Here is a 14,383-nt window from a genome sequence, read left to right on the forward strand (position 1 = left end):
AGACCTTATGAAAAATACAGAGAAATACAGATTTCTGCCCTATCTTTTGATTCTGCCGTCCATGATTTTGCTGATTGGCGTTGTGTTTTATCCGATTATCATCAGCTTTATCAGAAGCATGCAGTTAAAGGAGGGCGGATACGGTCTGGACAATTACCTGTTCTTCTTTACAGATAAGGTTCAGAGAAACAACATTATCTACACGCTTTTCGTCGTGCTGGCCACCGTGTTTTTAGCCATCGCCATCGCCTATTTTTTAGCCATTTATCTGAGGTTTTCCGGTTCTGCCGTATCCAGATGGGTGGGAAGGCTGTATCTGCTTCCAAGATTTATCCCCGGATTGGTGGCTGTAAACGGCATGATTACGATCATTAGGGATTCCGGTCTGATCAACCGGATTTCCCAGATGTTTGGTATGAATCTGAAGCTGGGACTTATGTACAACGGAAAAGGAATTATTCTGATGAACCTGTGGTTTAATATTCCTTTTGCAACGATGCTGCTGGCTTCCGCGCTTTCCTCCATACCGGATTCGGCCATCGAAGCGGCCAGGGACGCAGGGGCCAATAAGCCCCACATCCTTATGAAAATGATTCTGCCCCTTACATACAGAGATATATTTATCACTTCCACATTTGTATTCATGAGCAATATCGGATCATTCACCACTCCTTATCTGATGGATGGAAACAATCCGCAGATGCTGGGAATTTCATTATTCACCCAGTTTAACAATGGAAATTACGAGAGGGCGGCGGCTCTGTCCGTGATTATCTTTGCATTTTCTCTGGGTTCCGCTGTGGTATATATCTATACGAATATGAAAGAAAGCGCATGGGAAAAAAGCTGATGCATAATAGAAAAAACAATTATCAGGGGCCAAAACGAATTGCTCACCGGGGAGATTGGAGTGTCGCGCCGGAAAATACATTGAGCGCTTTTAAGGCGGCCGTAAACGGAAAAGCGGAAGGGATTGAAATTGATATCCGCATGACCCGCGACCGGGAAATCGTGGTTTTCCACGATGAAACACTGACCCGGGTTATGGCAGGGCGCCCGGACTATCCTGCTGGGGTAAAAATCAGCGGGCTCACATGGGAAGAGCTAAGCGCCATGGAACTTCCTTATGGCGGCCACCTGCTGAACCACTTTCCACGAAGAGGATTTGAAAAGGAACAATGGTATTATTATCCCTGGAATCAAAGGGAGACTCCAAGAGAAACCGTCTGCCATATGAACCGCATTTCCAAAGCTGCGCAGACGGAAGAGGAATTTTACCGGATGATGAGTGAGGAATATGCCGGCACATACCGGGCGGCCTGTGAGGAAGATCCCAGAACCGAAGGTGTGATGCGGCTGGAGGAGTTTCTCTTGTGGCTGAAAGAGCAGGCGGAAGACTTCATTGCAGAAATTGAATATAAAGAGGGAGCCATGATGGAAGAGCTTTTAGCGCTGTTTGAAAAAACGGGAACAGCCGGCCGCTGCATCCTGTTTTCAGGCGTGGAAGCATATAACCGGGAGATCCAGACATACTGCGCCGTCCATGGAAAACCGGAAGGATTGAGGCTGGGAGCCAATATCCGGTTTTTAACGGAGGAGACGTTTGCTTCTATAAAAGAGTATGATCTGTATGAGGTGGGCTTAAATGCCGGAGCCTACACGAAAAAGGACGTAAACTTATTAAATGACTTAGGAATCCGGGTATTCTCCAATTTGGGAGATTACCATAAATGGTGGGCGGATATCCAGCCCTGCGGAGCGGCGGAAGGTACGGCGGGATTTAAAACCAACTGTTGTAAGCCCTATATGAATTGGTGGAATCAATATGCAAAATAATAAAACGAATTTGCCGGATGAGATGTTAACCATGGTGCCGTGGAAGATCATCGTCCGGTTTTCTCTGCCCTTGTTAGCGGGCAATTTATTTCAGCAGATGTACAGCATGGCGGATGCTGTCATCATCGGTAGACTGGTGGGGGTGAAGGAACTGGCGGGAGTAGGAGCTACTTCAGCCATGAATTTTCTGGTGCTTGGATTCGCGATGGGGGCGGCAGGCGGATTTTCCATATTGACGGCCCAGCAATTTGGCGCCGGCAATGAAGAAGGGGTGAAAAAGTCAGTGGCAATGTCCATGATGCTGTGCGCAGGGCTGAGCGTGATGTTAAGCCTGCTTGGAGCTCTGACAGCCGAACCACTTCTTAGAATTATGAACACTCCTGAGGATATCTTCCCGTATGCGCGTATTTATATTCTGGTCATCTATCTTGGAATCGGGGCAACGGTATATTATAATATGATATCAGGTGTTCTCCGCGCTTTAGGAGACAGCCGGACTTCCCTTTATTTTCTGATCCTTTCTTCTGTAATGAATATTATACTGGATCTGTTGGCCATTCTGGTGCTGAATATGGGGATTATGGGCGCGGCTCTGGCAACCGTGATTTCCCAGCTGGTATCGGCTGTATGCTGCCATATCTATGCGCTCAGGAGGTATCCTTTAATCAGACTGAAGCGCAGGCATTTCCGGTTCATATGGAGCGAGGCGGTACATCATATAAAGATTGGCATCCCTATGGCCATTCAATTTTCTGTGACTGCGGTTGGAATTATGATTCTACAGGCGTATTTGAATGTATTCGGCTCCTCCGTGGTGGCGGGTTATACGGCGGCCGGAAAGGTGGAAGCGCTGGTTACCCAGCCTTTTTCCACTCTGGAAATTACGATGGAGACTTACTGCGGACAAAATTATGGGGCGGGGAACAAGGAGAGGGTGAAGCGCGGGATAAAAAGCGGGCTTATCATCTGCCTGATTACGGTGGCAATCGCGTCGGCGGTTTGTATTTTGTTCGGAAGATCATTTATTTCACTGTTTTTAAAAGAATACGACCCTGATATTGTAAACTTTGGGCAGAGATACCTGCTTATTGTAGCCGTATTTTTCTGGCTTTTGGGTATCCTCCATGTGATCCGCAGTTCCCTTCAGGGAATCGGAGAGGCGTTAGTACCCATGATGGGAGGCGTAGTGGAGCTGGCTGCCAGATGGGCCGGATGTGCGGCTATGGCAGGGGTTTTGGGATATACGGGGATCTATCTGTCGACTCCTCTGGCCTGGGGAAGCGCTGTATTACTGCTGCTGGCAAGATATGCCGTAATCTTTAGAAAAGAAGAGAGGGGAAAACCATGGCAGAGGGACTGGATCGAAGAATCCCCTACAAAAATATAATAATGAAGTGTGAGAAATGGGAGAGCAGGTTTACCTGCGGATTACCGGAAGGATACCATTTCACTTTGTACCGGAATGGGGATGAAAATGAATGGGCCAAGCTGGAGTATGAGACAGGGGATTTTGAAAGCTTAGGCGCGGCCAGAGAGTATTTTATGGAAAAATACGGGAGAGAGCAGGAACGCTTAAAAGACTGCTGTGTGTTTGTGAAAACGGAGTCGGGAGAGACTGCGGCTTCCTGTATCGCGTGGTATGACAATAGTTCTTTAATGGAGGGAAGCCTGGTGGCTTCCCTTCACTGGCTGGTCACTGCGCCTTCCCATCAGGGGAAAGGCATTGGCATGGCTTTGACTGCAAAGGTGATGAAGATTTTTGAAAGCCGGGGAGAATATCCCGTATACCTCCACACCCAGCCGTGGAGCTACAAGGCGGTTCGTCTGTACCTAAGGTGCGGGTTCGATTTTACAGAGGAGACATTCGGGGAATATGTAAACCAGAATGAAGAGGCGCTTAAAGTGCCTGTTCTTGCTTCGGCGGTAAGAAGAACTTGAAAACTGAGGATGGTTGTGGTATGGTAGAATTATATTAAATTCATAATGAAAATAAAGGGGCTGTAGGAAACGATGGAGATGCTGAAAATCCAAAAAAAGGGGAAGGCACAAATAAAATCTCAGAACCGGGTCAGGGTATTCCGGGAGATTTTGAAACGGGACGGGATTTCCAGAAGCCAGCTGGAAAAACTGCTGTCTCTTTCGGCGCCCTCTGTCACCAGGGTGGTAGAGGATCTGATGAATGCGGGGCTGATTTGCGAAGAGGGGACGGAACAAACCTTTGTGGGGCGGCGCCCGATTCTGTTGAATGTGAAAAAAAATGCTTATTACAGTATTGGAATCAATATGAGCAGAACGAAACTCTATATCTGCATTACGAATCTGGGCGATGAGACCATCTATGCGGATAAGGCTGAAATCACCGGGGTAAAAAGCGGCGCGCAGCTGCTGGCGGTGATGGACGAATGCGTGGACAAGGCCATGAAAGCGGCCGGAATCGAAGAAAAACAGGTGCTGGCCGTAGGCGTGGCTTCCCGTGGAACCGTGGAGCGGGAGCGGGGATCTTTGATCCGCTACGTTTCGGACAAGGAAGAGATTGGGGTCAGGGAACACCTGAAAAAGCGGTTCGACTGCTATATTCTGGTGGAGAATAACGTGACAGTAGACTTGAAATACGAATACATAGGCAGGATGGAACTGAATCATGACCTGGTCTACATCTATGTGGACGAAGGCGTGGGCGGAAGCATTATCTGCAACGGGGAAGTGGTGAGCGGAGAGCACAATATGGCCAGCAAATTCGCTCACATGCTGGTGGTGCCGGGCGGAGCCCTGTGCAACTGCGGCAAGCGGGGGCATCTGGAGGGGTATATATCCAAACTGGCCATTGAAGCCGAGTACAAGCTGGTAAAGGAACTGAAGGAGCCTGTTTCCCTGGAAGAAATCTGTAAAAGGGCCAATGCAGGGGAGCCGGACGCCCATCAGATTCTGGATCAGGCGCTGGAAAAACTGGCGGTGGCGGTGACCCAGCTTCTGTTGGTGCTGAATCCTGGAACCATTGTGGTTTACGGGGATATTTTTGAGTTTTATGAAGGCGTGATCGATAAGCTGAAGGAAAAGGTGGGACATCTTGTATTTGCGCGCCAGATTTCCGACATTAACTGGGTGATCCGCGAGAAATCCAAGGTCCGCATTGAAAACAGCGTGGCCCGGCTGGCCGTGGAAAGCGCTCTGGAGACGAGCACGATGTAAGAAAAATGGGATTTTGAAAAATATAATAAAAAATATTTAATTTCATATTGAAAAAATATTTAAAAGTGATATAATAAGCCTGTAAATAAGTTTTGTAACTGTTATTTTTGCACTATTAATTTCAAAATGAAATGATTATAAGGTATCCTGGAGGTAAAATTTATGGCTTATAAAAAACTATGGAGTGACATGCACAGCAATATCCACCATGAACAGATGCTTGAACTGGACCAGTGGACAGAACATGCCAAAGAGGTGATGGATTTTTGGCCGATCGCCTACTATCCATTCTATATGAAAAAGACAGAAACCGGAGCCGGTTTGGAAGACCTTCACGATGCGGATGAGATAAAAGAGGATTGGGAACAGGTCAGGAAAAAAGTGAAAGAGGAGAACGAAGCCGGATTTCCCATGTTCATGGGATACGAATGGCAGGGGTCGGGCAACGACGGCGATCACAACGTATTTTTCCTGGATAATGAACAGGATATGAAACATCCCATGAGATATCAGGAACTGAAACAGGATTATGACGGAGTAGAAGCCATCGCCATACCTCACCATGTGGCATACCAGCTGAACAGCAGAGGAAAAAACTGGGATACCCACGACGAAGCATTTTCCCCGTTTGCGGAAATCTATTCCAGCCATGGGTGCAGTGAAAATGATACCGGCGACATGGACATGGAGCGCCACTTACATATGGGCCCCAGAACAGGAGAAACCTGTTATGAACGGGGACTGGAAAAAGGATATCATGTAGGAGCCATAGCTTCCGGCGACAACCACAATGTACCGGCCGCCTATAACCACGGTGTGATGTGCGTCCTGGCTGAGGACAACACCAAGGAAGCCATCTGGGAAGGACTTAAAAACCGCAGGGTTTACGGCGTGAGCAAGAGCCGCATCGGCATCGATTATACGATTAACGGACAGCCCATGGGATCTGTAATACCTGCTGGAAAAGGAAAACTGAAATTCGATATCTGTGCTGCGGACGCCATCGACCGTGTGGAGATCTTAAAGGATAATATATTGGATGAAATGGCCGTTCACGCGGGCACATGGGAGCGGAATGAGCTGACCGGACAGATTAAAGTGAAATTTGCGGTTGAGTTCGGATGGGGCCCAAACGGAAGATTTTATAAAAATATGCTGATGAGAAAGTGGCACGGCTCTTTGGAAGTTCCGGGAAAAATCGTGAGCATAGAAAAATGCTTCAACAGTTTTGGACAGAAGCTTTACGATGTGACTGAGAAATCCTGTCAGTTTGATATGACCACCTTCATGTCCACGACCACCGGACATTGGATGGGGCCCAGCACGGTGGTGAAAGAAGGCTTTGTCTTTGAAGTGGAAGGAACAAAAGAAGATACCATTTGCCTGAAGGTGGACAACTACGAATACCATTTCACATTGGAAGAGTTAATGCACACGTCCAGAGTCCTGCCTCAGTATAAGGAGAGCATGGAGCTGGCCGAAAAAACATTTGGCAACGTGGAGCATTACAGGGATGATTTTTACTGGCATAACGCATATAAAACGAGAATCCGCCAGGCCGTACCGGAAGCCGGCTATATGATGACATTTGAAAAAGAAGTGGATTTAACTCCGGGAAGCAATTACAGGCTGAGAGTCTGGCTGAGAAATGGGGATACCGCGTGGACATCTCCCATCTTTGTTGAAAAGTAAAGAGAAAAACAGCCGGATGCGGCGGCACAAAATCACAGATTATGCTGTTTTCACTGAGAACAGTATCTGAAATATTAAAAACAGTTTCAAATGCAAGGAAAGAAAAGGAGAATGTATTATGATGAAAAAACGTTTATTGGCAGCGGCACTTATGGGAACCATGGTAATCTCTATGATGGGATGTTCCGGCGGCGGTTCAGGAGCCACAACAGCAGCAACACAGGCGGAAACGAAAGCAGAGACAAAAGCGGAGACAAAAGCAGAAGAAGCGAAAAAAGAAGAAGCGAAAAAAGATGATGCAAAAACAGAAGATACCACAGCAGCTCAGGCAGCAGCCTGGACTCCGGATCATGATATCACAATCCGCGTACCGAATGCAGCAGGCGGAACCATGGATACGCTTTCCCGTATTGTAGGACAGGGCTTACAGGAAAAATACGGAAAAACAGTTATGGTAAACAACATCACAGGCGCAAACGGAGCGATTGCAGCAGCAGATTTATTATCTAAAAATGCAGATCCATGCGAGATGATGACAGCCGGCATCAGCTTATTCACACTGGCTCCATTGTTCAATAAAGACGTACAGGTTAACCTGGATGATTTTAAGATCATCAGCGCCCTTGTTTCAGAAGACTTTATGTTATTTACGGCACCTGGCAACAGCGGAATCAGCACATGGGATGAACTGGTTGAATATGCAAAGAGCAACCGCGTTCTGTTCGGTTCCAACACACCGGGCGGTACAACTCATATGCTGGGCACCGCATTATTCGGAGCAGCAGGCATTGAGGCAGAAGCAGTTACATCAGACGGCAGTGCAAAAGATTTACTGGCTCTTTCAGGCGGAAACGTAACTTGTGCAATCGCAGCTACCAGCGTTGCTAAACAGTATGTAGAAGAGGGAACCATCGTTCCTTTAGTAGTATTTTCAAAAGACGAATTCAAAGGATTTGACGGCTTTACCGTTCCTACTGCAACAAGCCTTGGATATGACATCGTATTCCGTTCCTGCAACTTCCTTATGACACGTGCAGACGTGGATCAGGCAATTGTGGATGACATCTACAACTCTATCGTTGAATATTACGGAACTGACGAATACAAAGAGCTGGCAGCTAATGCAAATGCGGAAACAGACGATTCTGACGGCGCTACCGTTCGTAAGACAATTGAAGACGCAGCTGCAACCTGCCAGGAAATCTACGACACTTACTATGCAAAATAGGATATGAATTTGCTTTAGGCAAGCGGAATCGAGGTTAGAATGAAGATAAAATACAAATCAAATTTATGTGCCGGCGTTGTCAGCATCATCTTCGGCATCATCTGCGCGGTGATTATTCCAAAGCAGATCGGCACAGAGTTTTCCGTTTCATACGGAATTACATCCAGGACCGTTCCTTATGCGATCGCACTTCTCTGTGTGGTCTGCGGGATCGCCCTGATTGTACAGAGCCTCGTGTTTAAAAAGGACGAGGAAAAGACCATGGAACTGAGCAAAGAACTGAAAGCGTTGGCTTACATGGTGGTAATGCTGATCTATGCATTGCTGTTTAAACACAGTTTCATCGGCTCTACCGTATTTTTAGGTGTTGTAACACTTGCATTTACCGGATGCCGTAAAAAGCTGTTCTATGTTATTGTTATTGCCGCAGTAGTCATTTTGTATCTGTTATTTTCACAGGTACTGCACGTCAGGCTGCCATAGGGAGGTGGAAGAATGAGTCAAACAATTATGTCTGCTCTTGGGCAGCTGTTTACCGTGGAGAATCTGATCTTCATCAATATCGGAATATTTATCGGAATCATTTTCGGCGCGATTCCGGGAATGAATGGAAACCTTGCGATCACAGTGCTTCTTCCATTTACCTTTGCATTAGGAACCGTTCCTGCTCTGTTAATGCTGACAGCTATCTTTTTCGGCTCGAATTTCGGCGGTTCCATCAGCTCGATTCTTATTAACACGCCGGGTACCAATGCGGCGGCGGCGACGTTGTTAGACGGCTATCCCCTTGCCAAAAAGGGAAAGCCCAGAAAAGCTCTCGATATGGCCCTTGTAGCTTCTACATTCGGCGGACTTGTCAGCGCTTTCTGTCTTCTGTTTTTCGCACCGCAGATCAGCAAAGTGGCGATCAAATTCGGCGCGCCGGAGTATTTTTCACTTGCAATCTTCGGCCTTTCCATCATCGCATCTGTCAGCGGTAAAAGTATTCTCAAAGGATTGATCTGCGGCGCATTCGGCGTGCTGATCTCAACCGTGGGAATCGACAGCGTAAGCGGCGTTACCCGTTTTACATTTGGAAACCTTCAGTTTTATAACGGTATCAAGATGCTGGCCGTACTCTTGGGAGTATATGCCATCGCACAGATGATCTCCCGCATTAATAAGACGGAAGAAGGCGGAAGTTCCGTATTACATAAGGCTGATCCTGAGGATCATCTGACTTTTAAAGAGGCGAAAAGCACGCTTCCAACCATGGCGAAATCTTCCTGTATCGGCGCTTTTATCGGAGCGATCCCGGGTACGGGCGGAGCGATTGCTTCCTTTATCGCTTATAACGAAGCAAAACGCTGTGCGAAACAAGGTGAGAAATTCGGCGAAGGAGAATTAAAGGGTATTGCAGCTCCTGAATCCGCCAATAATGGTGCGACGGCAGCGACATTGATCCCTCTTTTGACACTGGGAATCCCCGGAGACGTGGTGGCGGCAACCTTATTGGGCGCATTTACCATGCACGGCCTGGTGGTAGGACCTAAGCTGTTCCAGAATTCCGGCCCGCTCGTATATGCGGTTTTAATCGGATGCGTTATTTCACAGATTTTCATGTTTTTACAGGGAAAATACCTGCTGGGATTATTTGTAAAGATCACCCATATTCCTCAGGATCTTCTGACAGCCCTTTTGGTAATCATCTGCTGTACAGGAGCATTTGCCATCGCAAACTCGGAAATTGATCTTTATGTGATGCTGATCTTCGGCGTTGTCGCTTATTTCATGCAGAAGGTGGACCTCCCTCCCGTTCCCATCGTACTGGGCATGGTGCTGGGGCCAACGGCGGAATCCAACCTGAGAAACTCCCTTGTAATGTCCGGAGGTTCCTGGAAGATTTTCGTACAGAGACCGATTTGCCTGGCGTTCATTATCCTGACATTTGTGCTCATCATTCTTCTTAAAAAGAATGACAGCAAGCAGAGAAAGGCAGAACAGGCATTCTTAGAAAAACACGGGGCCAAATAAACCCAAACGATTGAGTGAATCGTATTTGACAGCGGTACCTTTTTCCACTACATTGGTAGTAGGAAAGGTACCGCTTTTCCAATATTCAAAATGAAAATCGTATCAATGGAGGACAATCGGTGGAGATTACGTTAATTCAGTGTATATTAATTGGTGTTTGGTCCGGGATCTGTTTTACCGGAATGCTGTTTGGGACATTTACAAACCGGTGTCTGGTTTTATCGGCCGGAGTGGGTGTGATTCTCGGCGATCTGCCCACAGCTCTGGCCATGGGAGCGGTGGGAGAGCTGGCTTTTCTGGGATTTGGCGTATCTCAGGGCGGCTCGGTGCCTCCCAATCCGCTGGGGCCTGGAATCATAGGAACAATTATCGCCGTCACCATGAAAAACCAGGGAATCGATGTGGGCTCCGCGCTGGCGCTGTCATTTCCTTTCGCAGTAGCCATCCAGTTTTTGATAACAGCCATTTATACGGCTGCCACCACTCTGACTGCCGGGATTGGAAAAGCGGTAAAGGCCGGGGATTTCGTCCGGTTCCGCCTGATGGCCAATATTACGCTCGTTATTTTTGTGATATCCGGATTCTGCATCGGATTTGCCGGAGCCTACAGCGCAGAAGGCCTTCAGCATCTGATCGGCCTGATTCCCGGATGGCTCAGCACTGGCCTTGGCGTGGCCGGAAACATGCTTCCCGCCATCGGATTTGCAATGATCCTGAGCGTAATGGTAAAGAAAAAATACATACCGTTTGTGCTGATCGGCTATCTGGCAGTTGCGTATCTGCATCTGACTGTGATCGGCGTGGCGCTTTTGGGAACTGCCATAGCCTTATTGGAATATTTCAGAAGAGAATCCGGGGAGAACGGAAGCGATGGGGAACAGGCGGATATTACGGGAGAAGAAGGGCCGGAGAATCATGCTGATGAGGAGGGGGGTATTCATGGAAGTGAGTATGCCAATGAACGTGAATCCGCTCAAAAAACTTCAAAGGTGCTGACCATAAAAGATTACCGGAAAACAGCCCTGCGGGCCTATTTTCTGCAAAGCGCATTTAACTATGGAAACTATGAAGGAACCGGATATGCCTATATTATGTATCCCGCATTCCGGAAAATCTATAAAGAGGATGAACGCCTGAAGGAAGCCCTTGAGGACAATATGGAGTTTTTCTGCACCAATCCCAATTTTCTGCCCATTATAACAAGCCTCCATCTGGTAATGCTGGAAAATGAAACGCCGCCCGAGGAGATCAAGAGCCTCAAACGGGCTCTTATGGGGCCTTTGGCCGGAATCGGAGATTCTCTGGTTCAGTTCTGTCTGGCGCCTTTATTTTCCACAATCGGCGCGTCGCTGGCCCAGGATGGAATGATACTGGGACCGGTTTTCTTTCTGCTGGCGCAGAACAGCTGCCTTGTGAGCCTGAAACTTTTATGCTGCTCCTGGGGACACAGGCTGGGGTCCAGCATTGTGGAAAGCCTTCACGCAAAGATGGAACAGGTTTCAGAGGTGGCCGGTATGATCGGCGTTACCGTGATCGCAGGTCTCACCGTCAGTTTCGTGAAAATTACAACGCCTCTCGCTTACACCGCGTCACTTCCCGACGGGCAGGTGAGCACCGTGTCCGTCCAGAACATGCTGGATGCAGTGGCTCCTAATTTATTGCCTGCGCTTTATACAGGTTTGGTCTTTTATCTGATTAAGGTGAGAAAATGGAATGTGTATAAGCTGGTTGGACTTACGGTTGCGGTGGGGATTGTGCTGTCGGCATTCGGGATAATCGGATAAAAGCATAGCTTTTAACTGGTCTTTGAAACAATAAAGGCCCTGCCCCCATGCTGTTAAACTTACGGATGCTGTAGACGGAACTTTATATCTTACCCCTACCAATACAGCACAGCTGAGCATCTTTGAATCCGGCGAATTACGGGAAGAATCAGTTGTTTCCAAAATGGAAACAACTGCGGCAGACGGCAAACGATACAATACCAATTACACAGAGTGACTTTGACCGTCTTGTTTCAAGCATTGAAGAAACCGGTGAAACATCAAAATAACAGAAGAAAACCCCACGTCTCTGATTTTTATTATCAGAAGCGTGGGGTTTTAATATACTGTTTACAGATCATACATCAATTCGTGCAGAACGATTTCCTCCGCACGGTTCGGATAGTTGCTCAAATAATGATTTCATAAGCAACAGCCCATTTCTATTACAAAACTCGAATTCCCAAATGATAAGCTCTGCTCTCGCCCACTTCCAGCTTTTGAACATGATGCTTATTCGTAAATTCATCATCTTCATCATTGCAGATCGCCGATCCGTTCCACGGTTCGATGCAGATAAACGGCGCTCTTACCAGATCCGGCGTCCAGAAGGCGATGGTTTCGAAATCAGGATAATCCACTTCGATTCCTTTGCCTGTTTCCGGGTTCACTAAAGAAACTTTTCTGGAATTGATGGACTCGAAGAATACCGCATTGTCGTCAAACAGATGGTAATCCAGAGGAAGACGGCGGGTATGATCCATCATGAGGATATGGCGGCTGTGGTCATATTCCAGTTTTTCCAGATCGTAAACCGTACAGGAAGCCGTTTCCTCTTTCTCAAATTCCAACACATAATCCTCAAATTTTTCACCGTCCAGCAGCGGGCACTGGAAACCAGGATGAGCGCCGATGCAGTAATAGATCGTGCGGCTGTCCATATTATCCACTTTATAATCCATGGACAGGACTCCGTCTTCCAGCCGGTAGGTGAGTGTGAGACGGAAATCATAGGGATACATGGTTTTTGTGGTCTCCGTAGCTGTGATTTCAAAAGAGGCGCTGTCGGAGGACTGTTCCGTTACTTTAAAATCCGTTTCCTTACAGAAGCCGTGTTTCGGCAGATCGTACCAGACGCCTTCAAACATGGTTTTGTCATTTCTTGAATTTCCAACAGCGGGAAATAAAAGAGGAGAACAGCGGGGCCAGATATCCGGATCGCGCTGCCAGATGTACTCTTTTTGGCTGCTGTCTTTTAATGAGATCAATTGTGCGCCGAAGCTGTCGATTACGGCGGATGCTTTCGAATCCTGAATGGTTACTAACATAATAAATTTACCTCTTTTCATTATATATTGTGGACGCCTGAGTGGATGGCTGTCATTTCTTGGAACTGTAGGCCGCACAGCTTTCCCGGTTGGCAATGTAGAACGGCAGGTTCATTTTGATGGGAAGGCGGTGGCCTCCCTCAATCCGGTCAATCAGTATTTTCGCCGTCATCTGCCCCATCTCTTCCACAGGAATGTGCACTGTGGTCAGCATGGGAGAAAGGTATTGGGCGGTGTCGATATCGTCAATGCTGATGATGGAAATATCCCCCGGTATATTGAGTCCGGCTTCCTGGATCGCGTGCATGGCTCCGATAGCGGTGATATCGTTGCTGCAGAAGAGGGCCGATACATCCGTCTTCTTTTCCAACAGCTTTTTGGCTCCCTGATAGCCTCCCTCGGAAGAAAGAGGGACGTTGATTACATATTCCTTTTTAATGGGAAGTTTATGCGCGGCCAAAGCGGAGCAGTATCCGGTATAACGGTCTTCGTATTCCGTTTCTCCGATGTAAGCGATCCGCGTATGCCCAAGCCCGATCAGATGCTCGGTTGCGGCTAAACTGGCCTGATGGCCGTCGCAGATGATCTGGTCGTATTTGGCTTCCAGATTGTTGAGGCCGGTATAGGCCACGTAATTAAAATATTTTTTTAATGTGCCAAGCAGCTGTTTATCACAGCGTCCCAGAATTACCACACCGTCCACATGATTATCCGTAATCAGGCGGAAGGTGCTGGGGTGATTGATGTCAAAGGAAGAAAATGAGTATTTTAATACATAGTTGTGTTTAAACGCCTCCTGCTCAATGCTCCTTGCCAGAGATGAGAAAAAGGAATCCGTCATGGAATCCGGAGTTCTGGCGAATAAGCAGGCGATGGAACGGGAAAGCGGCTCTACCGTCTCAATATGGCCCTTTTTCAAGTCCCGGGCCGTGGGATTCGGCGTGTAACCGGTCCGGCGCACGATTTCCCAGATCTTATCCTGGACCTCTTTGCTGGCGGCATTTGTGCTGTTTTTGTTCACTACCCGGGATACTGTTGAGATGGAAACCCCGGCTTCTTTCGCAATTTCTTTTAATGTCATAGTAATGGAATCAACCTCCCCGCGGCGAAATAAGTATCTGTCTTTATCGGCAATTGTTCAGAGGGGGAATCTTCTTGCATGGCCTGCGGCCATACAAGAAGCATCGGAGGTTCCTTCGATGGGAATATGGATACAAAAATCCGTGTCAAGCTTGCTTGTAAGCGAATTTTTGTATCCATATTCCCGCCCTCTGAACAGTTACCTTTATTGTATAGAATTACAACAAAAAATGCTATGGCAATATACCCAAACG

12 protein-coding genes and 1 pseudogene are annotated in these 14,383 nt (G+C 47.5%); 11 read left to right on the forward strand and 2 right to left on the reverse strand.

The window, feature by feature from the left end:
- The first annotated feature begins 7 nt into the window (after window positions 1-7).
- The 11 genes and pseudogenes from C0033_RS04500 to C0033_RS27370 form a co-directional block, all read left to right on the forward strand.
- Window positions 8-850 carry an ABC transporter permease subunit gene (locus tag C0033_RS04500; RefSeq protein WP_103226676.1) on the forward strand — a complete coding sequence of 281 codons (843 nt, stop codon included), beginning with the start codon at window positions 8-10 and terminating at the stop codon, window positions 848-850.
- Complete coding sequence (locus tag C0033_RS04505; RefSeq protein ID WP_180994559.1) at window positions 850-1,836, forward strand: glycerophosphodiester phosphodiesterase family protein; 987 nt, start codon at window positions 850-852, stop codon at window positions 1,834-1,836. The genes C0033_RS04500 and C0033_RS04505 overlap by 1 nt, the downstream gene beginning before the upstream one ends.
- Complete coding sequence (locus tag C0033_RS04510; protein WP_103226678.1) at window positions 1,826-3,223, forward strand: MATE family efflux transporter; 1,398 nt, start codon at window positions 1,826-1,828, stop codon at window positions 3,221-3,223. The genes C0033_RS04505 and C0033_RS04510 overlap by 11 nt, the downstream gene beginning before the upstream one ends.
- Window positions 3,224-3,225: 2 nt before the next feature.
- On the forward strand, window positions 3,226-3,774 hold the full coding sequence (locus C0033_RS04515; protein ID WP_180994560.1) for a GNAT family N-acetyltransferase: 549 nt from the start codon (window positions 3,226-3,228) through the stop codon (window positions 3,772-3,774).
- 78 nt (window positions 3,775-3,852) lie between these two features.
- Window positions 3,853-5,025 carry an ROK family transcriptional regulator gene (locus tag C0033_RS04520; RefSeq protein WP_103226680.1) on the forward strand — a complete coding sequence of 391 codons (1,173 nt, stop codon included), beginning with the start codon at window positions 3,853-3,855 and terminating at the stop codon, window positions 5,023-5,025.
- 162 nt (window positions 5,026-5,187) lie between these two features.
- Window positions 5,188-6,717, forward strand: coding sequence for a hypothetical protein (locus C0033_RS04525; RefSeq protein ID WP_180994561.1), 1,530 nt, complete (start codon window positions 5,188-5,190; stop codon window positions 6,715-6,717).
- 118 nt (window positions 6,718-6,835) lie between these two features.
- Complete coding sequence (locus tag C0033_RS04530) at window positions 6,836-7,945, forward strand: tripartite tricarboxylate transporter substrate binding protein (protein WP_103226681.1); 1,110 nt, start codon at window positions 6,836-6,838, stop codon at window positions 7,943-7,945.
- Window positions 7,946-7,984: 39 nt separating this feature from the next.
- A complete protein-coding gene (locus C0033_RS04535; protein WP_103226682.1) occupies window positions 7,985-8,428 on the forward strand; it encodes a tripartite tricarboxylate transporter TctB family protein in 444 nt (147 codons plus the stop codon).
- A gap of 12 nt (window positions 8,429-8,440) precedes the next feature.
- Window positions 8,441-9,958, forward strand: coding sequence for a tripartite tricarboxylate transporter permease (locus tag C0033_RS04540; protein WP_103226683.1), 1,518 nt, complete (start codon window positions 8,441-8,443; stop codon window positions 9,956-9,958).
- Between the two features lie 119 nt (window positions 9,959-10,077).
- A complete protein-coding gene (locus tag C0033_RS27755) occupies window positions 10,078-11,742 on the forward strand; it encodes a PTS system mannose/fructose/sorbose family transporter subunit IID (protein WP_347501032.1) in 1,665 nt (554 codons plus the stop codon).
- Window positions 11,743-11,860: 118 nt separating this feature from the next.
- Window positions 11,861-11,950 (forward strand): annotated as a pseudogene (locus C0033_RS27370) (phosphoribosylaminoimidazolesuccinocarboxamide synthase); the annotation flags it as partial.
- Between the two features lie 217 nt (window positions 11,951-12,167).
- Here the strand turns inward: C0033_RS27370 and C0033_RS04555 are convergent.
- Together C0033_RS04555 and C0033_RS04560 are read right to left on the reverse strand one after the other, a co-directional pair.
- Window positions 12,168-13,049, reverse strand: coding sequence for an aldose 1-epimerase family protein (locus C0033_RS04555; protein ID WP_103226684.1), 882 nt, complete (start codon window positions 13,047-13,049; stop codon window positions 12,168-12,170).
- Window positions 13,050-13,101: 52 nt separating this feature from the next.
- Window positions 13,102-14,130: a LacI family DNA-binding transcriptional regulator gene (locus tag C0033_RS04560; protein WP_103226685.1), complete on the reverse strand. Its 1,029-nt coding sequence runs from the start codon at window positions 14,128-14,130 to the stop codon at window positions 13,102-13,104.
- Window positions 14,131-14,383: the final 253 nt, after the last annotated feature.

The organism is Clostridium sp. chh4-2 (assembly GCF_002899675.1).
Lineage (GTDB): Bacteria > Bacillota > Clostridia > Lachnospirales > Lachnospiraceae > CHH4-2.

What these genes read in the sequence shown, in the direction of transcription:
- C0033_RS04520 (WP_103226680.1), top strand. Translation starts at nt 3,853, where the DNA reads ATGCTGAAAATCCAAAAAAAGGGGAAGGCACAAATAAAATCTCAGAAC.
- C0033_RS04555 (WP_103226684.1), bottom strand. Translation starts at nt 13,049, where the DNA reads ATGTTAGTAACCATTCAGGATTCGAAAGCATCCGCCGTAATCGACAGC.
- C0033_RS04535 (WP_103226682.1), top strand. Translation starts at nt 7,985, where the DNA reads ATGAAGATAAAATACAAATCAAATTTATGTGCCGGCGTTGTCAGCATC.
- C0033_RS04525 (WP_180994561.1), top strand. Translation starts at nt 5,188, where the DNA reads ATGGCTTATAAAAAACTATGGAGTGACATGCACAGCAATATCCACCAT.
- C0033_RS04505 (WP_180994559.1), top strand. Translation starts at nt 850, where the DNA reads ATGCATAATAGAAAAAACAATTATCAGGGGCCAAAACGAATTGCTCAC.
- C0033_RS04560 (WP_103226685.1), bottom strand. Translation starts at nt 14,130, where the DNA reads ATGACATTAAAAGAAATTGCGAAAGAAGCCGGGGTTTCCATCTCAACA.
- C0033_RS04500 (WP_103226676.1), top strand. Translation starts at nt 8, where the DNA reads ATGAAAAATACAGAGAAATACAGATTTCTGCCCTATCTTTTGATTCTG.
- C0033_RS04540 (WP_103226683.1), top strand. Translation starts at nt 8,441, where the DNA reads ATGAGTCAAACAATTATGTCTGCTCTTGGGCAGCTGTTTACCGTGGAG.
- C0033_RS04515 (WP_180994560.1), top strand. Translation starts at nt 3,226, where the DNA reads ATGAAGTGTGAGAAATGGGAGAGCAGGTTTACCTGCGGATTACCGGAA.
- C0033_RS04530 (WP_103226681.1), top strand. Translation starts at nt 6,836, where the DNA reads ATGATGAAAAAACGTTTATTGGCAGCGGCACTTATGGGAACCATGGTA.
- C0033_RS04510 (WP_103226678.1), top strand. Translation starts at nt 1,826, where the DNA reads ATGCAAAATAATAAAACGAATTTGCCGGATGAGATGTTAACCATGGTG.